Origin of the sequence: Pseudomonas sp. ef1 (genome assembly GCF_007293365.2) — a bacterium.
GTDB classification, from domain to species: domain Bacteria; phylum Pseudomonadota; class Gammaproteobacteria; order Pseudomonadales; family Pseudomonadaceae; genus Aquipseudomonas; species Aquipseudomonas siliginis.
The window spans coordinates 1,140,283-1,157,114 of sequence record NZ_CM129815.1 but is presented as its reverse complement, the minus strand read 5'-3'; the positions used below and the strand labels follow the sequence as shown (position 1 = coordinate 1,157,114).

12 protein-coding genes and 1 tRNA gene are annotated in these 16,832 nt (G+C 61.9%); 3 read left to right on the top strand and 10 right to left on the bottom strand.

All coding sequences use genetic code 11. The features are described from left to right. The first annotated feature begins 110 nt into the window (after nucleotides 1-110). Nucleotides 111-1,100: a GGDEF domain-containing protein gene (locus tag FEE99_RS05405; protein ID WP_041477430.1), complete on the top strand. Its 990-nt coding sequence runs from the start codon at nucleotides 111-113 to the stop codon at nucleotides 1,098-1,100. Between the two features lie 135 nt (nucleotides 1,101-1,235). Here FEE99_RS05405 and FEE99_RS05400 read toward each other — a convergent pair whose 3' ends face one another. The 3 genes from FEE99_RS05400 to gabD all read right to left on the bottom strand — a co-directional run bounded on the left by FEE99_RS05400 (nucleotide 1,236) and on the right by gabD (nucleotide 5,487). After that, nucleotides 1,236-2,447, bottom strand: a complete 1,212-nt coding sequence (locus FEE99_RS05400; protein WP_041477429.1) for a response regulator — start codon at nucleotides 2,445-2,447, stop codon at nucleotides 1,236-1,238. Between the two features lie 134 nt (nucleotides 2,448-2,581). After that, nucleotides 2,582-3,859, bottom strand: a complete 1,278-nt coding sequence (gabT, locus tag FEE99_RS05395) for a 4-aminobutyrate--2-oxoglutarate transaminase (RefSeq protein ID WP_016772251.1) — start codon at nucleotides 3,857-3,859, stop codon at nucleotides 2,582-2,584. Nucleotides 3,860-4,044: 185 nt separating this feature from the next. Continuing rightward, nucleotides 4,045-5,487 (bottom strand): NADP-dependent succinate-semialdehyde dehydrogenase, encoded by a 1,443-nt coding sequence (gene gabD / locus FEE99_RS05390; protein ID WP_024011131.1) that lies wholly within the window; start codon nucleotides 5,485-5,487, stop codon nucleotides 4,045-4,047. A 433-nt stretch (nucleotides 5,488-5,920) separates the two neighbouring features. On the opposite strand from gabD, the gene FEE99_RS05385 reads away from it, so the two are divergent. Further along, nucleotides 5,921-5,997, top strand: a tRNA-Arg gene (locus tag FEE99_RS05385). 77 nt (nucleotides 5,998-6,074) lie between these two features. On the opposite strand, the gene FEE99_RS05380 is transcribed toward FEE99_RS05385, so the two are convergent. Both FEE99_RS05380 and FEE99_RS05375 read right to left on the bottom strand, forming a co-directional pair. Then, on the bottom strand, nucleotides 6,075-6,344 hold the full coding sequence (locus FEE99_RS05380; RefSeq protein WP_081932405.1) for a hypothetical protein: 270 nt from the start codon (nucleotides 6,342-6,344) through the stop codon (nucleotides 6,075-6,077). A gap of 46 nt (nucleotides 6,345-6,390) precedes the next feature. Further along, nucleotides 6,391-6,951 (bottom strand): YbhB/YbcL family Raf kinase inhibitor-like protein, encoded by a 561-nt coding sequence (locus tag FEE99_RS05375; protein ID WP_016772253.1) that lies wholly within the window; start codon nucleotides 6,949-6,951, stop codon nucleotides 6,391-6,393. A gap of 139 nt (nucleotides 6,952-7,090) precedes the next feature. Here FEE99_RS05375 and FEE99_RS05370 point away from each other — a divergent pair, with 139 nt between their 5' ends. Continuing rightward, a complete protein-coding gene (locus tag FEE99_RS05370; RefSeq protein WP_041477427.1) occupies nucleotides 7,091-8,614 on the top strand; it encodes an FAD-dependent oxidoreductase in 1,524 nt (507 codons plus the stop codon). Nucleotides 8,615-8,724: 110 nt separating this feature from the next. On the opposite strand, the gene pgaD is transcribed toward FEE99_RS05370, so the two are convergent. From pgaD to FEE99_RS05345, 5 genes are all read right to left on the bottom strand, one after another. Beyond that, complete coding sequence (pgaD, locus tag FEE99_RS05365; RefSeq protein ID WP_041477426.1) at nucleotides 8,725-9,246, bottom strand: poly-beta-1,6-N-acetyl-D-glucosamine biosynthesis protein PgaD; 522 nt, start codon at nucleotides 9,244-9,246, stop codon at nucleotides 8,725-8,727. Further along, nucleotides 9,243-10,598 (bottom strand): poly-beta-1,6-N-acetyl-D-glucosamine synthase, encoded by a 1,356-nt coding sequence (pgaC, locus tag FEE99_RS05360; protein WP_041477425.1) that lies wholly within the window; start codon nucleotides 10,596-10,598, stop codon nucleotides 9,243-9,245. Before pgaC ends, pgaD begins: the two co-directional genes overlap by 4 nt. A 1-nt stretch (nucleotide 10,599) precedes the next feature. Continuing rightward, nucleotides 10,600-12,597, bottom strand: coding sequence for a poly-beta-1,6-N-acetyl-D-glucosamine N-deacetylase PgaB (gene pgaB, locus FEE99_RS05355; protein ID WP_041477424.1), 1,998 nt, complete (start codon nucleotides 12,595-12,597; stop codon nucleotides 10,600-10,602). A gap of 12 nt (nucleotides 12,598-12,609) precedes the next feature. Further along, nucleotides 12,610-15,090, bottom strand: a complete 2,481-nt coding sequence (pgaA, locus tag FEE99_RS05350; RefSeq protein ID WP_041477423.1) for a poly-beta-1,6 N-acetyl-D-glucosamine export porin PgaA — start codon at nucleotides 15,088-15,090, stop codon at nucleotides 12,610-12,612. 236 nt (nucleotides 15,091-15,326) lie between these two features. Next, a complete protein-coding gene (locus tag FEE99_RS05345) occupies nucleotides 15,327-16,832 on the bottom strand; it encodes a YdgA family protein (protein ID WP_041477422.1) in 1,506 nt (501 codons plus the stop codon).

The following is a 16,832-nucleotide window of genomic DNA, read 5'->3' as shown; positions in this document are numbered from 1 at the left end:
TGGCCGGGAACTTCGCCGAAAATCCTCTATCTCAATGACACTTCGCCATCCCGGCGGGCTGTCCTGTGGCCGTTGTCGACATTGCGGCGCGCCCTTTGAGATTTGTGCCGATGGTCAACAACAACCAGAAAGACACGTCCTTCACTCAATGGCCCGAGGCCGCGCAAACGCTGATGGCGCTGATGCACGCGCAGGGCGAAGTCGCGCGCCTGAGCGAGCGCGAACAATTGATCAGTTCGCTGCTGGTCAGCGTCAACGCCGTGCTCTGGGCTTTCAACTGGGAAACCCGAGAGGTGTTGTACGTCAGTCCGGCCTATGAACGGATCTTCGGCCGTTCCGCCGCGCTTGTGCTGGCTGACTACAACCAGTGGCGTGACAGCATTTATCCCGATGATCTGGAGTATGCCGAACAAAGCCTTGCCGAAGTCCTGCACCGAGGTGCGGTGGAAGATCGCGAGTACCGCATCATTGCCGCCGACGGCCAGGTGCGCTGGCTCAGCGACAAATGCTTTATCAATCGCCAGGACGAGCCCGGGCAGCCGGTGATCATCGTCGGCATCGCCGAAGACATCACCGACAAAAAACACATGGAAACCGAGCTGCAACGCTTGGCCACCACCGATGTGCTGACGCAAAGCAGCAACCGCCGCCACTTCTTCGAATGTGCCCACCGCGAGTTCGCCGAGGCTCGGCGCCAAGGCACACCGCTGGCCTTCCTGCTGCTGGACATCGACGATTTCAAAGTGATCAACGACAGCTACGGCCACCCCGAGGGCGACAACGTGCTGCAACGGATCGCCGAATGCGGGCGCGGCTCATTGCGCCGTGGCGATCTGTTCGGGCGGATTGGTGGTGAGGAGTTCGCTGCGGTGTTTCCCGGCTGTGCGCCGGACATGGCCGTGCAAGTGGCAGAGCGACTGCAGCAGGAAATCCAGCGACTGCGCTTCAACCACGACGGGCAAGCATTCAGCATCACCGTGAGCCAGGGCCTTACCAACCTCACCGACGAAGACAAGAGCCTGGACAGCCTGTTCGCCCGCGCGGATGCGGCGATGTACGAGGCGAAACGGCAGGGCAAGAACCGGATTATTGCGGCCTGATCCGTATTTTGTGGCTGCCGCAATTCCTGTGGGAGCGGGCTTGCCCGCGATGAGGCCAGCACCTTCAACAAAAATGTTGCCTGCGCTGGCGCCTTCGCGAGCAGGCTCGCTCCCACATTGGAATGTGGTGATCTGTCATTTGCGCATCCGCAGCAACTCCGGCAAGCCGATCTTGAGCAACCGCGCCGTCCGGCTCTTCGCCAGTTCCTCAACGCCTTCATGCTCGGTCAGCCGCGCCATCTGCGCCGCCATGTGCATCACCAGCGCCTCGCGACTGTAAACGCCACCACCGAGCTGGTAGGCCGAAGCAATCAACTCGCGCAACTCCAGCGGCAGACGCCAGCGGGTGCGCAATGCCGAGCCATAAGAGGCGCCAAACTTCGCCAACGCTTCACCCACCTCCTGCAACTCGTCCAGCTCGCCGCCGGCCTGCTGCCATTCCTGCAAGCAGCGCAGCAGCGCCAGATCACCGAGCCGATGCAGCATCCCGGCGCAATAGCAGCGCTCCTGATCCAGATCGAGCAGGCGCGCCAGCGTGCGGGCGTATTCCGCTGTGTGCAGTGACAGCTCCCAATAGCGCTCGGCGTAATCCGCCAGGCATGGATCGCTGAGCCGCGCGCTGCGTTTGAGCGCCAGCCCGAGAATCAGGTTCATGCTCTGCCCGGTGCCGAGTCGGTGCAGCGCCTGGGCCAGGGTTTGCACCGGCGCACCGTAGTGTTGCGCGGCACTGTTGGCGGCTGCGATCAGCACGGCGGTAATCTGCGGATCGGTGCGCACCTCTTCCTCCAGCAGTTTAAGGTCCAGCCCCTCGGGATTGAGGCTGCGCTTGACCGCCACTTGCACGTCGGTCATCAGCGGCGCGCCATCGGCCTGCTCGCGACGCCGCTCAAGGAACACCGACAGGGTCATGCCCGGCGCCAGTGCCGGCACTTCGCAAACCACCGCTTCGCCAGCGTTGAGCAGCAAGCCCTGCAAGCGCTCGGTCAGGTCTTCCATATTCAACGGCTTGGTCAGGTACGCCGTCGGCGCCAGCGGAATCGCTTCGCGCACACTGGCGCTGTCGTTGCGGCTGCTCGTCAGAATGAACGGCAGCGGCGGATTGCGTTTGCGCTGCCGGACGCTGCGCAGCACATGTAATCCATCGATGCCGGGCAGCTCCCAATCGACGATGGCCAGGTCATAGGGCACCTCGGCGAGCAACGACATTGCCTGCTGGCCATCGGCACACAAATCCAGACGCGCATCGCAGCGCACATTGAGTAGCACTTGTTTGAGCAGGTCACGGGACCAGGGATCGACCTCGGCAATCAACACCCGAGGTACGGCGGGTAAATCAACGGCAGTCATGCGCGCTCTCCTTGCAATGTCTGAACCTTAGCCAATGCTGGCGATTCGATACAGCGCAAACAGGTCCGATGTGTTTCAAGGGACGAAAAAAACCCGCCGAAGCGGGTTTTTGTCGAGCAAGTCACACCAACGGATCAGAGCTCAGAGAAGCACTCTTCGATGATCGCCAGACCTTTGTCCAGTTGCTCATCGGGCGACGTCAGCGGAACCAGTACGCGCAGCACGTTACCGTAAGTGCCGCAGGACAGCAGGATCAGGCCCTTGTCACGCGCCTTGGCCACCACAGCGGCCACGGCAGTCGGGTTCGGCTTGTGGCTGTCGCCGTTTTCGAACAGCTCGACCGCGATCATTGCGCCCAGCGCACGCACTTCACCGATCACCGGGTACTTGGCCTGAATGGCCTTAAGGCCTGTGACCAAGCGCTCGCCGACAGCCTTGCAGCGGTCCAGCAATTGCTCTTCTTCGAACACTTCCATCACTGCCAGTGCAGCGGCGCAAGCGATCGGGCTACCGGCGTAGGTGCCGCCCAGGCCGCCCGGCGCAATGGCGTCCATGTACTCGGCCTTGCCGCACACGCCGGCCAGCGGGAAGCCGCCAGCGATGGACTTGGCGAATGTGGTCAGATCGGCGGCAACGCCCATCTGTTCCATAGCGAAGAAGGTGCCGGTACGGCCAGCGCCGGTCTGCACTTCGTCAGCGATCAGCAGGATACCGTGCTGGTCGCACAAAGCGCGCAGACGCTTCATGAATTCCTTCGGCGCGACGTAGAAACCACCTTCGCCCTGCACTGGCTCGATGATGATCGCAGCGATGTCTTTCGGCTCGGCGTCGTTCTTGAAGATGCGTTCGATCGAAGCGATCGAATCGTCGATGCTCACGCCGTGCAGTTCGTTCGGGTACAGCGCGCGGAAGATGCCGCCTGGCATCAGGCCCATGCCTGCCGAGTACGGCACGACTTTACCGGTCAGGCCCAGGGTCATCATGGTGCGACCGTGGTAAGCGCCGGTGAAAGCGATCACGCCAGCGCGGCCAGTGGCGGCACGGGCGATCTTCACGGCGTTTTCCACCGCTTCGGAACCGGTGGTGACCAGCAGGGTTTTCTTGGCGAAATCACCCGGCACCTTGGCGTTGATTTTTTCGCACAGCTCAACGTACGGTTCGTAGGCCAGCACCTGGAAGCAGGTGTGGGTCAGCTTATTCAGCTGTTCAGTCACGGCGGCGATGATTTTCGGGTGTACGTGGCCGGTGTTCAGTACAGCGATACCGCCAGCGAAGTCGATAAACTCACGACCTTCAACGTCGGTCACGGTGGCGTTCTTTGCCGACTCGGCGAAGATCGGGTGAATCTGGCCAACACCACGAGGTACGGCATTGGTGCGGCGGGCCATCAGTTCAGCGTTAGTCTTGCTCATTACAGTCCTCATTCGCCGCTCATCGGGCGGCGTGGTTCAAGGATGAAGCGGGAGGAATCGGCGGTGGCAGCATGCGATGATCGACTGCCACGGCGTTCCTGGCCGCAGAGAAATTTCCTGTTTGAAACCACGCAAAGGGACAGCGCTCTCGTGCCCTTTGCGTTTGCAGCGATCTCTTTCCCGGCTTAGATGCCCAGGCAGAGGTATTTGATTTCCAGGTAATCTTCGATGCCGTACTTGGAGCCTTCACGGCCCAGGCCCGAAGCCTTGATGCCGCCGAATGGCGCGACTTCGTTGGAGATCAGCCCGGTGTTGACGCCGACCATGCCGTATTCCAGCGCTTCGGCGACACGGAACACACGGCCGAGGTCACGCGCGTAGAAGTAAGAAGCCAGACCGAACTCGGTGTCGTTGGACATGGCGATCACTTCGGCTTCGTCTTTGAAGCGGAACAGCGGCGCCAGCGGACCAAAGGTTTCTTCCTTGGCCACGGCCGCGTTTTTCGGCACGTTGGTGAGGATGGTCGGCTCGAAGAAGTTGCCTTCCATCGCCTTGCCGCCCGCCAGTACGGTGGCGCCTTTGCTCACGGCGTCAGCGATGTGTTCCTGAACCTTGGCCACGGCTTTTTCGTCGATCAGCGGGCCGGTGGTGGTGCCGTCTTCCAGACCGTTGCCGATCTTCAGTTTGGCCACAGCCACTTTCAGCTTCTCGGCGAACGCATCGTAGACCGCATCCTGAATGTACAGACGGTTGGCGCAGACGCAGGTCTGACCGTTGTTGCGGTACTTGGAAATGATCGCGCCTTCGACGGCCTTATCCAGATCGGCGTCGTCGAACACGATGAACGGCGCGTTGCCGCCCAGTTCCAGCGAGACTTTCTTGATGTCCTTGGCGCATTCGGCCATCAACTGGCGACCGATTTCGGTCGAGCCGGTGAAGGACAGTTTGCGCACGATCGGGTTGCTGGTCAGCTCGCTGCCGATGTCGCCAGCGCTGCCGGAGACCACGCTGAACACGCCCGCAGGAATGCCCGCGCGCTGAGCCAGTTCGGCCAGGGCGAAAGCGGAAAACGGAGTTTGCGAAGCCGGCTTGAGCACCATGGTGCAACCGGCGGCCAGCGCCGGGCCGGCCTTGCGAGTGATCATTGCCGCCGGGAAGTTCCACGGAGTGATCGCAGCGGTAACGCCGATCGGTTGTTTGATGACGATCAGGCGCTTGTCCGGCTGGTGGCCTGGAATCACATCACCGTAGATGCGCTTGGCTTCTTCGGCGAACCACTCGATGAACGATGCGGCGTAAACGATTTCGCCCTTGGCTTCGGCCAGCGGCTTGCCCTGCTCGAGGGTCATCAGGCGCGCGAGGTCGTCCTGGTTCTCGATCATCAGTTCGAACCAGCGACGCAGCTTGCCGGCACGCTCTTTGGCGGTCAGCGCACGCCAGGCCGGCAGCGCTTTGTCAGCAGCTTCAATGGCACGGCGGGTTTCAGCGGCGCCCATCTTCGGCACGGTGCCGAGGATTTCGCCGGTGGCCGGGTTGTTGACCTTGATCGTCTGACCGTTGTCGGCATCGACCCAAGCGCCATCGATGAAGGCTTGCTGGCGGAACAACTGGGTGTCTTTAAGCTGCATGTCGGCTTTCCTTAACAGCACCGCGGCCTGCGCGGAGCAAATTATGATTGTAGAAAGGCGCCTCGCAAGGCTGCCGTCAGGGAAATCAGTGAGCGGATTGTGGCGCATCAACAGTGCACGACCGGGCGCACCTGCGCTGCAACATCCCGTCAACGAGCGTTTGAAATCTCAAACGGATCGTAGGTTCAAAGGGGGTAAAGGACAATAGGTCGTTCGAAAAAAAGAACAAAAATACCGCTTTTCAGATCAACGTACTGAAAACCCGTGCCGCAGGAAAAACCTTAGATCAACCCCGGCAAAGCGCCAAGCGAGGGTTTTGCAGGACGTTACCGCTTTAAGGAATGCAGCGATTTCGCGCCGACACGCACACTGACAAAACCCGCCAAACCCGGCATGGACGCCCCGAGCCGACCTAGGTATGATGTCGCCCGCTGCACCAGTAGCTCAGCTGGATAGAGTACTGCCCTCCGAAGGCAGGGGTCGTGGGTTCGAATCCCGCCTGGTGCACCATGAATCAAACGAGAAAGCCCCGGACTGTGATGGTCCGGGGCTTTTTTGTGGGCGATGACAGGATCGCTGGAACGCCGTCACTCCGTCGTCCAGTCAAACTCGTCATATTCATCGTCGTCATCCCCCTCCTCCTCAGCCTCGTCAAATACCTCGTCTTCTTCAACGAGGTCGTCTTCCGGCTGATTCAGCAGAAACTCCTTACGTGTCTCGGTTACTGCACGCCGCATTTGTTCGCCCTTTTCCGGGCAGTTGAGTAGCTGGGCGATGCGGTCGATTTTTGCTGCCACGGTGTCCTCCAGCGCATTGGCAATGGCTCGATAGTGCGCGTTTTCGCGGGGCAATGCCAAATGGCTGGGGATTCAGGGCAATCAGCCGCCCGGGAGCGGCCGAACCTCAGCGGTGATAACGCCGCACCGCGCTGCTGTTACGCAGCACGTGGCCTTTGATTTTTTCCATCAGCTCGGCGCGGGTCAGGCCGGCAGGCAGGGCGTCCGGAGCGAGGTCGAGGGCGTAGATCTGGATGATGTAGTGGTGCGCGCTGTCGCCCACTGGCGGGCATGGCCCCATGTAATGGGTGTTGCCTTTGCTGTTGGTGCCGCCGACGCCTTCGAGGGCGGATTTGGCACCGACGCCGGCCGCGATCTGGTGGGTGGTGGGTTTGATGCCGTAGTGAATCCAGTGATCGACGCCCAAGCCTTTCTGGCCATCCGGGTCGTGCATGACGATGGCGTAGCTCTGGGTACCGGCCGGGCCGGCGTTCCAGCTCAGCGCCGGCGACTGGTTCTTGCCGCCGCAGCCGGGTGCGTCACTTGCCGCTGCCGAGGTGAACAGACGGTTATCCGACACGCCGGGGATGCTCAGGGTGAAGCGCTCCTGGGCCTGTGCCGGGAACTGCACGCAAAGGGTCACGGCGATGGCCGCCAGCCATGGGTTGAGAGAGGTCAATCGGGTCATTCCGGGAGCACCTTGTGCAGTGAGGCCGTCGTCGGCCCGCAAACTATAGCCGTACCGTTCGTGCCTTGGCAGTAGCAAATGGCTGAACCTCGCGCGGCGCCGCCAACTCACAAGAGAAATGCCTGCGAGGAAGCCGAAAATGTCCCTGCACCGTGTCGCCCGTTTCGCCGATGTCCCGCAAGACCGTGGCCTGCAAGTCGAAATCGGCGACTGCAAGATCGTCCTGCTGCGTGCCAACGGCGAGTTGCGGGCTTTTCAGGGCCTGTGTCCACATGCCGGCGCACCGTTGGCCGAGGGGGCGTTGTGTCACGGCAGGTTGATCTGCCCCTGGCACAAAGCCGCCTACCGCGCCGAGGACGGCGGCCTGTGCGAGCCGCCATCGTTGGACAGTCTCAAGCGCTATCCGCTGGAGTTGCGCGGCGATGAAGTGTGGGTCGATGACCAGCCGTTGCACGATTCGCACACCCCGCCCGCTGACGACCCAAGAACGTTCGTGGTGGTCGGCGCCGGGGCGGCGGGTACGGCTTGCGCGGCGGTCCTGCGGGAGAAAGGTTTCGGCGGACGCATCGTGCTGGTCGATGGCGAACCGGATGCCGGCTACGACCGCACGGTGTTGAGCAAATTTGTTCTCGCCGGGGAAATGTCGCCCAAAGATGTCCCGCCGCTGCGCGATGAGGCGTTCTATCAAGCGCAACGGATTGAACGTGTGCAAGGCGAAGTGACTTCACTCGACGCCCCAGGCAAGACGCTGCATTTGAACAACGGCGGCATCCTGCGCTACGACGCCGCTGTACTCGCCACCGGTGGCGCGCCCAATCCGTTGAAGCTGCCTGGCGCCGGGCTGGCGAACGTTTTCGTCCTGCGGTCGAAAGCCCAGGCTGAACAGATCATCAACGCCGCTCAACCTGGCCAGCGCGCGGTGATCATCGGCGACAGTTTCATCGCCCTCGAATGCGCATCGGCCCTGCGCGAGTACGGCCTCGACGTTACCGTGCTTGCCCGCCATGCAATCCCGTTTGCCAAGCAATTCGGCGAGGCCGTGGGCAAGGCGATTCGCGCCCTGCACGAAGAGCACGGGGTGAAGTTCATCAGCGAACACGAGGCTACGCAGATCCTTGGCGAGGACAAGGTCGAGGGCGTGCTGCTCGACAACGGTCTGCGCCTGGCAGCGGATCTGGTTCTCGCCGGCGTCGGCGTTCACCCGGCCACTGAACCTTTCGAATCATTGCCCAGGGAAGAAGACCAATCGTTGCGTGTCGACGACGGCATGCGCGTGAGCGATGGTTTATGGGCCATCGGTGATATCGCCACGTTTCCGCTGAGCGGCCAGCCAACTCGTATCGAGCATTGGCGCCTGGCCCAGCAACACGCGCGGATTGCCGCCAGCAACATGCTGGGTGGCGAGGAGCATTATCTGGATGTGCCGTTCTTCTGGACGTACCACTTCGGCAAGAACTACGACTATCTCGGTCACGCGCAGGAGTGGGACGAGGTCGAGTTCAGCGGTGAGCCGGAACAGCCGCCATTCATTGGCCTGTTTGCAAAAGACGGTATCGTCGTTGCGGCGGTGGCCTGCGACAAGCAACGCGCGATGGCGCTGCTGGCCGAGCGGATGAAGCAACCTCTGCGGATCAAAGAGGCCTGGACGCTGATTCAGGCCTGACACCGGTCCTGTAGGAGCTGACGAGTGCAACGAGGCTGCGATCTCTTGATCTTGTTTTTACATAAGCAAAATCAAAAGATCGCAGCCTTCGGCAGCTCCTACATTGGAGGTCACGTCAGCCGGTTCACCGGCTCGCGTTGATCATCGCCATCGGCATGCAGAAAGATCACCCGCTGTTGCCCTGGCGGCGCGGGCAGGGCCTGCTGCTGTACCGGCCAGAAATGCGTTTCCACATGGCTGATGTCGCCGTCCTGATCGTTATGAATGGTCATCACCCCCGGCGTGCGCAGTTTCTGGAAACGCTCGTCGCACAACTTGAAACTCTTGCTCAGACCTTCATCACCAATTACCGGCGACGGCAAACGGCGCTGGGCGAAGCTGCGGCTTTTGCGTTGCTGGTAACGCGCCCAACCGATCAGGATCACCGCGTTGACGAGCGCCACCCACATATAAACCTGCAAAGTGCCCAAGGCGTCGAACGCCGAATGATCGATGCGCGGCCCGCCGGTGGTTTCGATCAACGGCCATAACCCGCGTACCAGCAGGAACAGCAGGCCAACCCAGGCCAGGACGGTGAGGATCACGTCGATCACCACCAGAAAGGGCCGCTGGCGAGTGCGGATAATTTTCATTTGATGACTTCCTCCTGGTCGTCGCCCAGCGGGCGAATGCCCCGATCAGGACTGACCCAGCGCGCGCGTTTTTTGTGTTGGCTGAACAACACTTTGGGGAAACTGACCAGGGTGGTCAGCAGACTGACGAGCCAGAACACCAACGGATACCAGACCACCCAGAACATGGTCTTGCCCAGACCCGGCTCATAGCGCCGGTCAATGACGATGCTGACGGCAAACTGCACCAGGCAGACAAACGCCAGCAACAGACCGGTGAAGGCCGGCGGCATCAGGTGATCCACGGCGATCGCGTCGGGCATGACCATGAACTTGCCCATGCCCCAGAAAATCACCGACAGCAGGAAAGTGAACGCCCAACCGGTGGACAGGCAGTATTCGAACAGCAGCGGCCACAGGTAGCGATGGCGGTACTGCCAGATGCCGCGAATGTTCTTGAACAGCACTTCGGCGCCGCCCTGAGCCCAGCGCAGACGCTGCTTCCACAGACCGCCGAGGGTTTCCGGCATGAGGATCCAGCACAGTGCGCGCGGTTCGTAGAAGATGCTCCAGTGATCGAGTTGCAGCTTCCAGCTGATGTCGATGTCTTCGGTGATCATGTCCGGGCTCCAGTATCCGACCCGGTTCAGCGCGGTGCGGCGGAACGCGACGATCACCCCGGAGACGGTAAAGATGCGCCCGAAGACCCGTTGCGTACGTTTGATCAGACCGATGATCGAGGAGAACTCGCCGACCTGCACCCGCCCGATCAAGGTCGAACGCGTGCGGATCCGCGGGTTGCCGGTCACTGCGCCAAGGCGTGCGTTATCCAGCATCGGCGCGACCAGATAAGCCGCAGTGTTCGGCGCGAGCAAGGCGTCGCCATCGATGCACACCAGATACTCGCTGCGCGCAGCGATCGCGCCCATGCGCAGAGCCACAGCCTTGCCCTGGTTTTCCGCCAGATGCAGAACCCGCAGTCGCGGATCTTCCTTGGCCAGCGCATCGAGCACTTCGGCGGTGTTGTCCTTGGAGCCGTCGTTGATCGCGATCACTTCGATGTTCGGGTAGTGCTGGGCCAGCGCCGCGTGGATGGTATCGGCAGCGTTATCACCTTCGTTGTAGCAAGGAATCAGGATCGAAATCAGCGGTTCGCCTTCCAGCGGTGGCGGCAGCGTGTCGTCCTGCCATGGCCAGTGGCGCTCCCAGTGCAGCCAGAAATACAGGCCGCCGGCGATCCACAACCCGGACATGAACAGTGGGTAGAAGAACACGAACGACATCAGGAACTGGCCGGTCACGAGGAAGATCAGCCCCAGCGGAACGCCAAGGACAATCGCCAGAACAAGCAGGGCTAACAGTCTATCCAGCATGTTATGGATTCCATTTGTTGGAGAGTGCAGGCCTTACGGTTTTCAGGTCTGGCAGGTTGTCGAGGAAGTTGTCCGGGTAGTAACCGAAACTGGTGGCGCCTTGACGCTTGAGCCGGCCCATCCAGTCCGCCAGATGCACGGCGTCGATATCGGCCTGATCCTTCTGGTTCCAGTCACGCGCCTGCAATTCGAACACGGTGCGGTTGAGCGCGCCGGGACGTTTCTTCACCGTGGCGACCAGTTCTTCCAGCCACGGGCCGGACTCGGCCAGCGTCTGTTTTTCCATCAACGGCATGGCCATCGGCGCCGTCCAGTCGTAGGTGGCGAGGAAGTCATCGAGGTTCTGCGCGAACCACGCTTCGCTCTCTGGATTGAGCATCGGTTCGGCGAAGATGTTGCGTGCCGTCAGCACTTGCGGGCCGCGAATCGCACGGACTTTCGCGGTCAGTTCGTTGGTGAAGTCGATCAGGTAGCGGCTCTTGAAACGCGTCCAGCGTTGCATCGCCGCCGGATCGTCGCGCAGCGCGGCAATCGAACCTGGCAGACCTTGAGCGGCGTAGGCCTTCAGGGCATCCGGGCTGGCGTCCTCGAAATCCGAGAGCACCGCATCGTCGTGGTAGAGAATGCCGTCGACCGAGGTCAGCCGCGCCACGTCTTCATAGATTTCACCGATGATCTTGCGCACTTCCGGATTGAACGGTGACAGGCGTTTGTACTGCTTCGGGTCGACCGAGGTGATGGCGGTTTTCGGGTCCCAGCGGGTTACACGCGGCAGCTTCGAATCCAGTTCGAAACTCAGCACCGGCATCCACGCAAAGACCTTCACGTGGGCACGGGTGCGCAGTTGCCAGGCGACGCGGTCGAACAGGTCGGCGCGCATCGGCAAGTGACGGTTGGGGAAGTACAGCGAGTGCACCAGACCATCGCCCTTGGGATCGGCGAAGGCTTGCAGAAACACCGTGCTGGCGCCCAGGTCAGCCATGCGCTGCACCAGTTTGCCAAGGTTGATGTCCTGCTGCGCCGGGTCCGGGTCGTAGACGTTGTCGAGATCGACATGCACCACGCGCATCGGCGCTTCGGCCTGCACCGAGACGATGCTGTTGGCGAAATGCTCGCCATCAGGATCGGAGGCGACCAGAAAGCGCGGCCCGCTCATCAGGTTATCGAGGGTGTCGAGGCCGTCGTCCAGGGTCAGGGCCATTTCGTAGCCCTCCTCGCCAACCACGGTAAGCGACGTACCGTCGGCGGTGCCGTACGGCCAGACCCAGACGCGTGGTTTGTAACCGGTGGCCTTGCGGATCTTCTCGGAAATGTTTTTCACGTCGGTGCGAATGCGCGCCTGGAAATCGGCTTCGGATTCGTAGCGTTTGGTCACCGGGTCATAACGCCGGGTCGCGGCGGCCGGCTGCAGGTTGCCCTGCGGGTTGCCAAGGATGCCTTTGTGGTTGGCATCGGTGTGAGCGGCGATCTCTACCAACCCGGACCTGGAAATTTCGCGGATCTGCTGCCAGGTCAGGAAGTTCTCACGGTTACGCGGCGTGCCGGCAAAATCCACCGGTTGATTGAGCGGCGTGTCGATCCAGGTGCCGACCGGCGCCAGCAAGGCGTGCCAGTTGTAGGCGCGCAGCACTGGCAGCACGCGGGTATAGAAGCTGGCGTAACCGTCGTCGAAACTGAGCAGCACCGCTCTCGCCGGCAGCTCCGGGCCGCCCTTGCGTGCCGCCATGATCTGGTCGACGGTCACTGGTTTGTAGCCGTTCTCGCGCAGCCAGGCGAGCTGCTCGATCATGCGCTCGGTGCGCACCGCCACCACGGCCTGATCAGGATCACGGTCTTCGACATCGTGGTAGGCAATGCCGAGCACGTGGTTTTTTGGCCACGGTTGTTCACTGGCCGCGACCGGCCGCTCGAAGGGCGGCGCGAAGGCCGGGGCTTGCTGGGCGCAGGCGCTGACCAGCAGCGCTCCCAGCAGAAGGATGAAACGCGAGATAAAAGGCATCTTCAAACTCTTCTAGAAGCGGAAAGTGAGGTCGACAAGCAGACGCAGATCAGTTTCCCGATCACCGTCATAAGGCCGGTTGATCACACTGAACATGCCGCCCACATCGAACACGTCGTTCCAGGCGTACCGTTGGCCGTAACCGAGCAATGCCATGCCGCCGGTGCCGTGGTCGCGCTGACTGTAAGTGCCCGCGCCGGCCTGGAATTGCTGGCTCCAGGAAGTCTCGTAGCGGTGGTAGAGCACGTGGTTGACGTTGACCAGCGGCATCACGCTGAAGTCCGACTTGGGGTTGAAGTACGGCACGTCGTCGGATTTCGAGTTGTGGCTGGTGCCGACTTCCAGGCCGGCGTCGACCTGAATGTTCGGCGCGGTGTAGATACCCTCGCGCCCGGTCACCAAGGCTTCGACGCGGTTGTTGCCATCGCTGAAGTGCGACGGGCTGACCGACACGCGCCACTCGCGACTTTCGTTGGCGCGCCAGCGCAGGAACGCACTGCCGCCATTGGCCTTGATGTCGCTGTTGAGCGCGCGCAGCGGCGTTTCCGCCGAGAGGTATTCGAGGCTGCCGCCGTACTGCCAGTGATCGTTGATGTCGCGGGCTATCGCCAGGCGTGCGCCTTGTTTGTCACCGAAGCCGTAATCGTGATTCGACACCTCGGCTTCGAGGGTCATGTCACGGGTGCGCCGTTCCAGGCCAACACGCTGGAAGCGATGGTGGCCGGTGCCTTCGGCGAAATCACCGGTGGCATAACCGGCCCCGGCGAAGACACGCCAGTCTTCGTTGATCGGTGGGCTGTACAGCGTGCTCTGGATACCGAAATCACGGCTGCCGCTGACCGCACCGGCATCGCCGCTGCCGCCACCGTTGGCCTTGCCGCCGTAGGCTTCGACGCGCAGTTCGGCCATGTCATGCACTTCCCGCTCGCGAGCCAGGCGCTGCACCTGGCGGTTGTCCGGATAGCGCGCGACCACGTCGTCGACCAGCGCATCGTTCTGCCGCCACTCCTGCAACTCCATCGCGGTGCGCGCCTGAGCGACTTCCAGGCCGGCATCGCGGGGCGCCATGCTTTCGGTTTCCTTGAGCTGATTTTCCGCGCGGCGCGGCCACTGTCGGGCGAGGTAAAGATCGGCCTGGGCCAGACGCAAGCCAAGGTTGCCCGGCGCCTGATCGACCAGAGTCTGCAAACGCTCTTCACCGTGAGGCAGGTCGGAACCATAGGTGCCGGCCTGGGCGGCGAGTTGCTGGGCGTCCATCCATTCATCGTTGGGGTTGCCGATGGGCAGACCTTTGAGCTCGACGCGCGGACGCTGGGCTTTCGCTGCGTCTTCAGCGACCTTGCGCGCTTCATCGGCGCGGTCGCTTTCTAGCAAGGAGTAATACAGCGCAGTGCTGTCCTCAAGACGATCACCGACATCGGCGTCCGGCGCCGAAAGCACCTGGCGATACAGATCGGTGGCAGTCTCGGGCTCACGCTGATCGAGATAAGACGCTGCCACCCAGCGCAGGGCATAGGTCGGAATCTCCACGCCCTCGGCTTGCAGCTTTTGATATTCGCTGATGACGTCGGCGGTGCGCGCCCGCGCCTTGAGCGCGCCCATGCGGTCGATGCGCCAGCGCGTCACGTCATCGTGAGCAGTGGCGTCAGGGGTCCAGGTTGCGAGCAATTTGTCGTAATCGGCCAGCGCGCGGTCGGCGATGACGTAGCGTTCCTTTTCGCTGCGGGTGGCCAGTTCGGCGAGGCGCACGCGTTCGGCGGCGAGATCGCCTTCCAGGCGGCGCAAGGTCACCGGATCAATCAGGCCGGGACGTTGACTGGCCAGCCGCAGCGCCGGCTCTGGCAGGCGGGCCTTTTGCAGGGCGACCACGTACTCGCGGGCAACTTCCGGCTTGTTGCCGGCGCGGATGAAGGCCTGATCGTATTCGAAGAGTGCGTCGTACTGTTTGCCGGCGCGACCGAGTGCGTAGCCCAAGGCGAGACGGCGTGACGGATCGTCGGGTTTGGCGGCGACCAGCGCCTGGGCGCGGGTGACGGCCTGATCGGGTTTGCCGGAATCGGCCTGGGTCAGCGCGAGACCCAGTTGCAGGTCGGCGTTGTCCGGCTCCAGCGCCAGCGCCTTGTTGTACACCTGGATGGCCTGATCCCAGCGCTTGAGGTTGCGATAGGCACGCGCAACGGCAGTCAGCGCCTGCACCGGCAGAACGCGGTCACGGCCTTGGGTTTCATAGACCTTGACCACTTCGGCATCGAGCCCGGCCCAACTGGCGATTTGCAGATGATCGCTGACCTGGCCGTCGCTGGCCTGGCCAGGCGGCACCTGACGCAGCACGGTCAACGCAGGCGTGTAATGCCCGGCCCGGGCATCGCGCACCATCTCGTCGTAGGGTGTGTCGGCCAACGCCAGGAGCGGCCAGAGCAACTGGCTGCACAGCGCGAATCGGAACAAAGGGCGTAAACCACGATGTAATACAGGGCCATCAATACGCGGCATTTGTCAGCATCCTTACATGGCCAGCCGGGTCGCAATGCCCTCCTTGCCCATTCGTAACGGTGGCCGACAAAAACAGCCTTCGGCCAAGCTTGGTGAGGCAGTCTGCACGCAAGCGAGAGCGAATTTTCACAACGCAATATTTGTTCAGAATCGGTCCATCTGTACAAAATCCGTACAGCAAAACGCCCGGCGCCTGTTCACACAGGGGCCGGGCGTCTGGGGGGGCGCGGTTGGGTTTATTGCTCTTGGGTGACGCCGGCAAACTTGCTCATGAGGAAACCGATGAACTGCTCGACGGTCATCTTCTGGCCGTTGAATTCGACCTGATTGGCCGCGTAATGCAGTTTGGTCACCACGTTGGTGCCGTCGGCGACAGCCAGTTGCGAGCCGACCGCCATGCCGGCGAACATGTCCGCCGCTTCCTTGGACTGATCGACGATGGCTTTGGCGTCAGTCTGGCCATCGAGTTGCGCCTGCACGCTGAGCAGATCGACCAGCATCGGCTTGGATACCTGAATGTTCAGGTCGAGCAGCGCGATCAGTTGCTTGCCGAGTTGATCCGGCGGCAGATCCATCGATTGCGGCTTGGTCAGGTCGATCACCAGATTGGCGCGGCTTTCACCGTTGGCGGTGTTGAACGACAGGTTCTCCAGCGCCAGTTGCGGGCCGGCCGCCAGCAACTTCTGCAGATCGGCTTTGACCTGGGCGTTTTCCGCTTCGGTCAGATTCAGCTCCGGTGCCGGCAAACCCTGCGCGGCGGCCTCGGCGGCAGCTTTTTCGTATGGCTGCAATTTGGTCTGGTAGATCTGCATCAGCGACATGGTCGACGGAATGTCGAGGTTCTTCAGGCTCATGGCCATGGCCGCCGAACCGACTTTCTTGTCGTTGAGCGTCACTTCGCCGATTTTGTAGTCGGCACGCCCCGAGGCGTTGCTGCCGCTTTCTTCGGTGCGGTTCTTCATTTCGAAGTTCTTCACGCCCAGCACCATCGGCTTGGCGCCGAAGGTGGTTTTGCTGCTGGTCACTTCCAGGGTGTTTTCCCCGGTGTAGTAGCCGTAGCTGCTCTTGGCGAGGTTGCTGGCCAGGGTCAGACCGTTGAGCTCGACCTGCACCGGCGCCTGGTCTTGCGACACGGTGACCAGTTTCAGGTTGTCCATGTAACCGTCGGCCTTGACCTTCTGCGCCTGGGCGCTGGCGGCGATGTCCATGCTCAGACCGGAAAACTTCAGGCTCGATTGCTCATCCAGCGCGGTTTCGAACGGCACCAGGTTGAGGGTGCTGGTGGTCGATTCGTCGTAGCCGATGTTGGTCACGCCCTTGAGCGGCGCGGCGCCGTTGGTGGCGGCGAACCATTTTTCCGTGGACGGGCTCTTTTCCAGCTCGTAGTTGCTGGTGGCCATGACCGGCAGCCACTTCAGCGAGACCAGACGCGAGAACGGCAGCGGGCCGTGTTCGATGTGGTCGACGAACAGCAGCTCGACCGGCGCATCGCCGAACATCTCGCCCTCGCCCTTGAGGCGATAGTGCGCGGTGCTGGTGAAGGCGTGGCGCTCCAGCGATACCAGTTCCAGCGACGCGGTGCCGTTGGAGCCGGCCATGGCGGTCTGCAGCTCTTTGTTGGCGTTGGTCACGGCGTTGTTCAGTACGCCTTCGATCTTGGTCCCGGTGTACCAGGCCCCGCCTGCGCTGAACGCGCCGATGGCAACAACAATTCCGAGAAGCACGCCTGCTGATTTATTCAT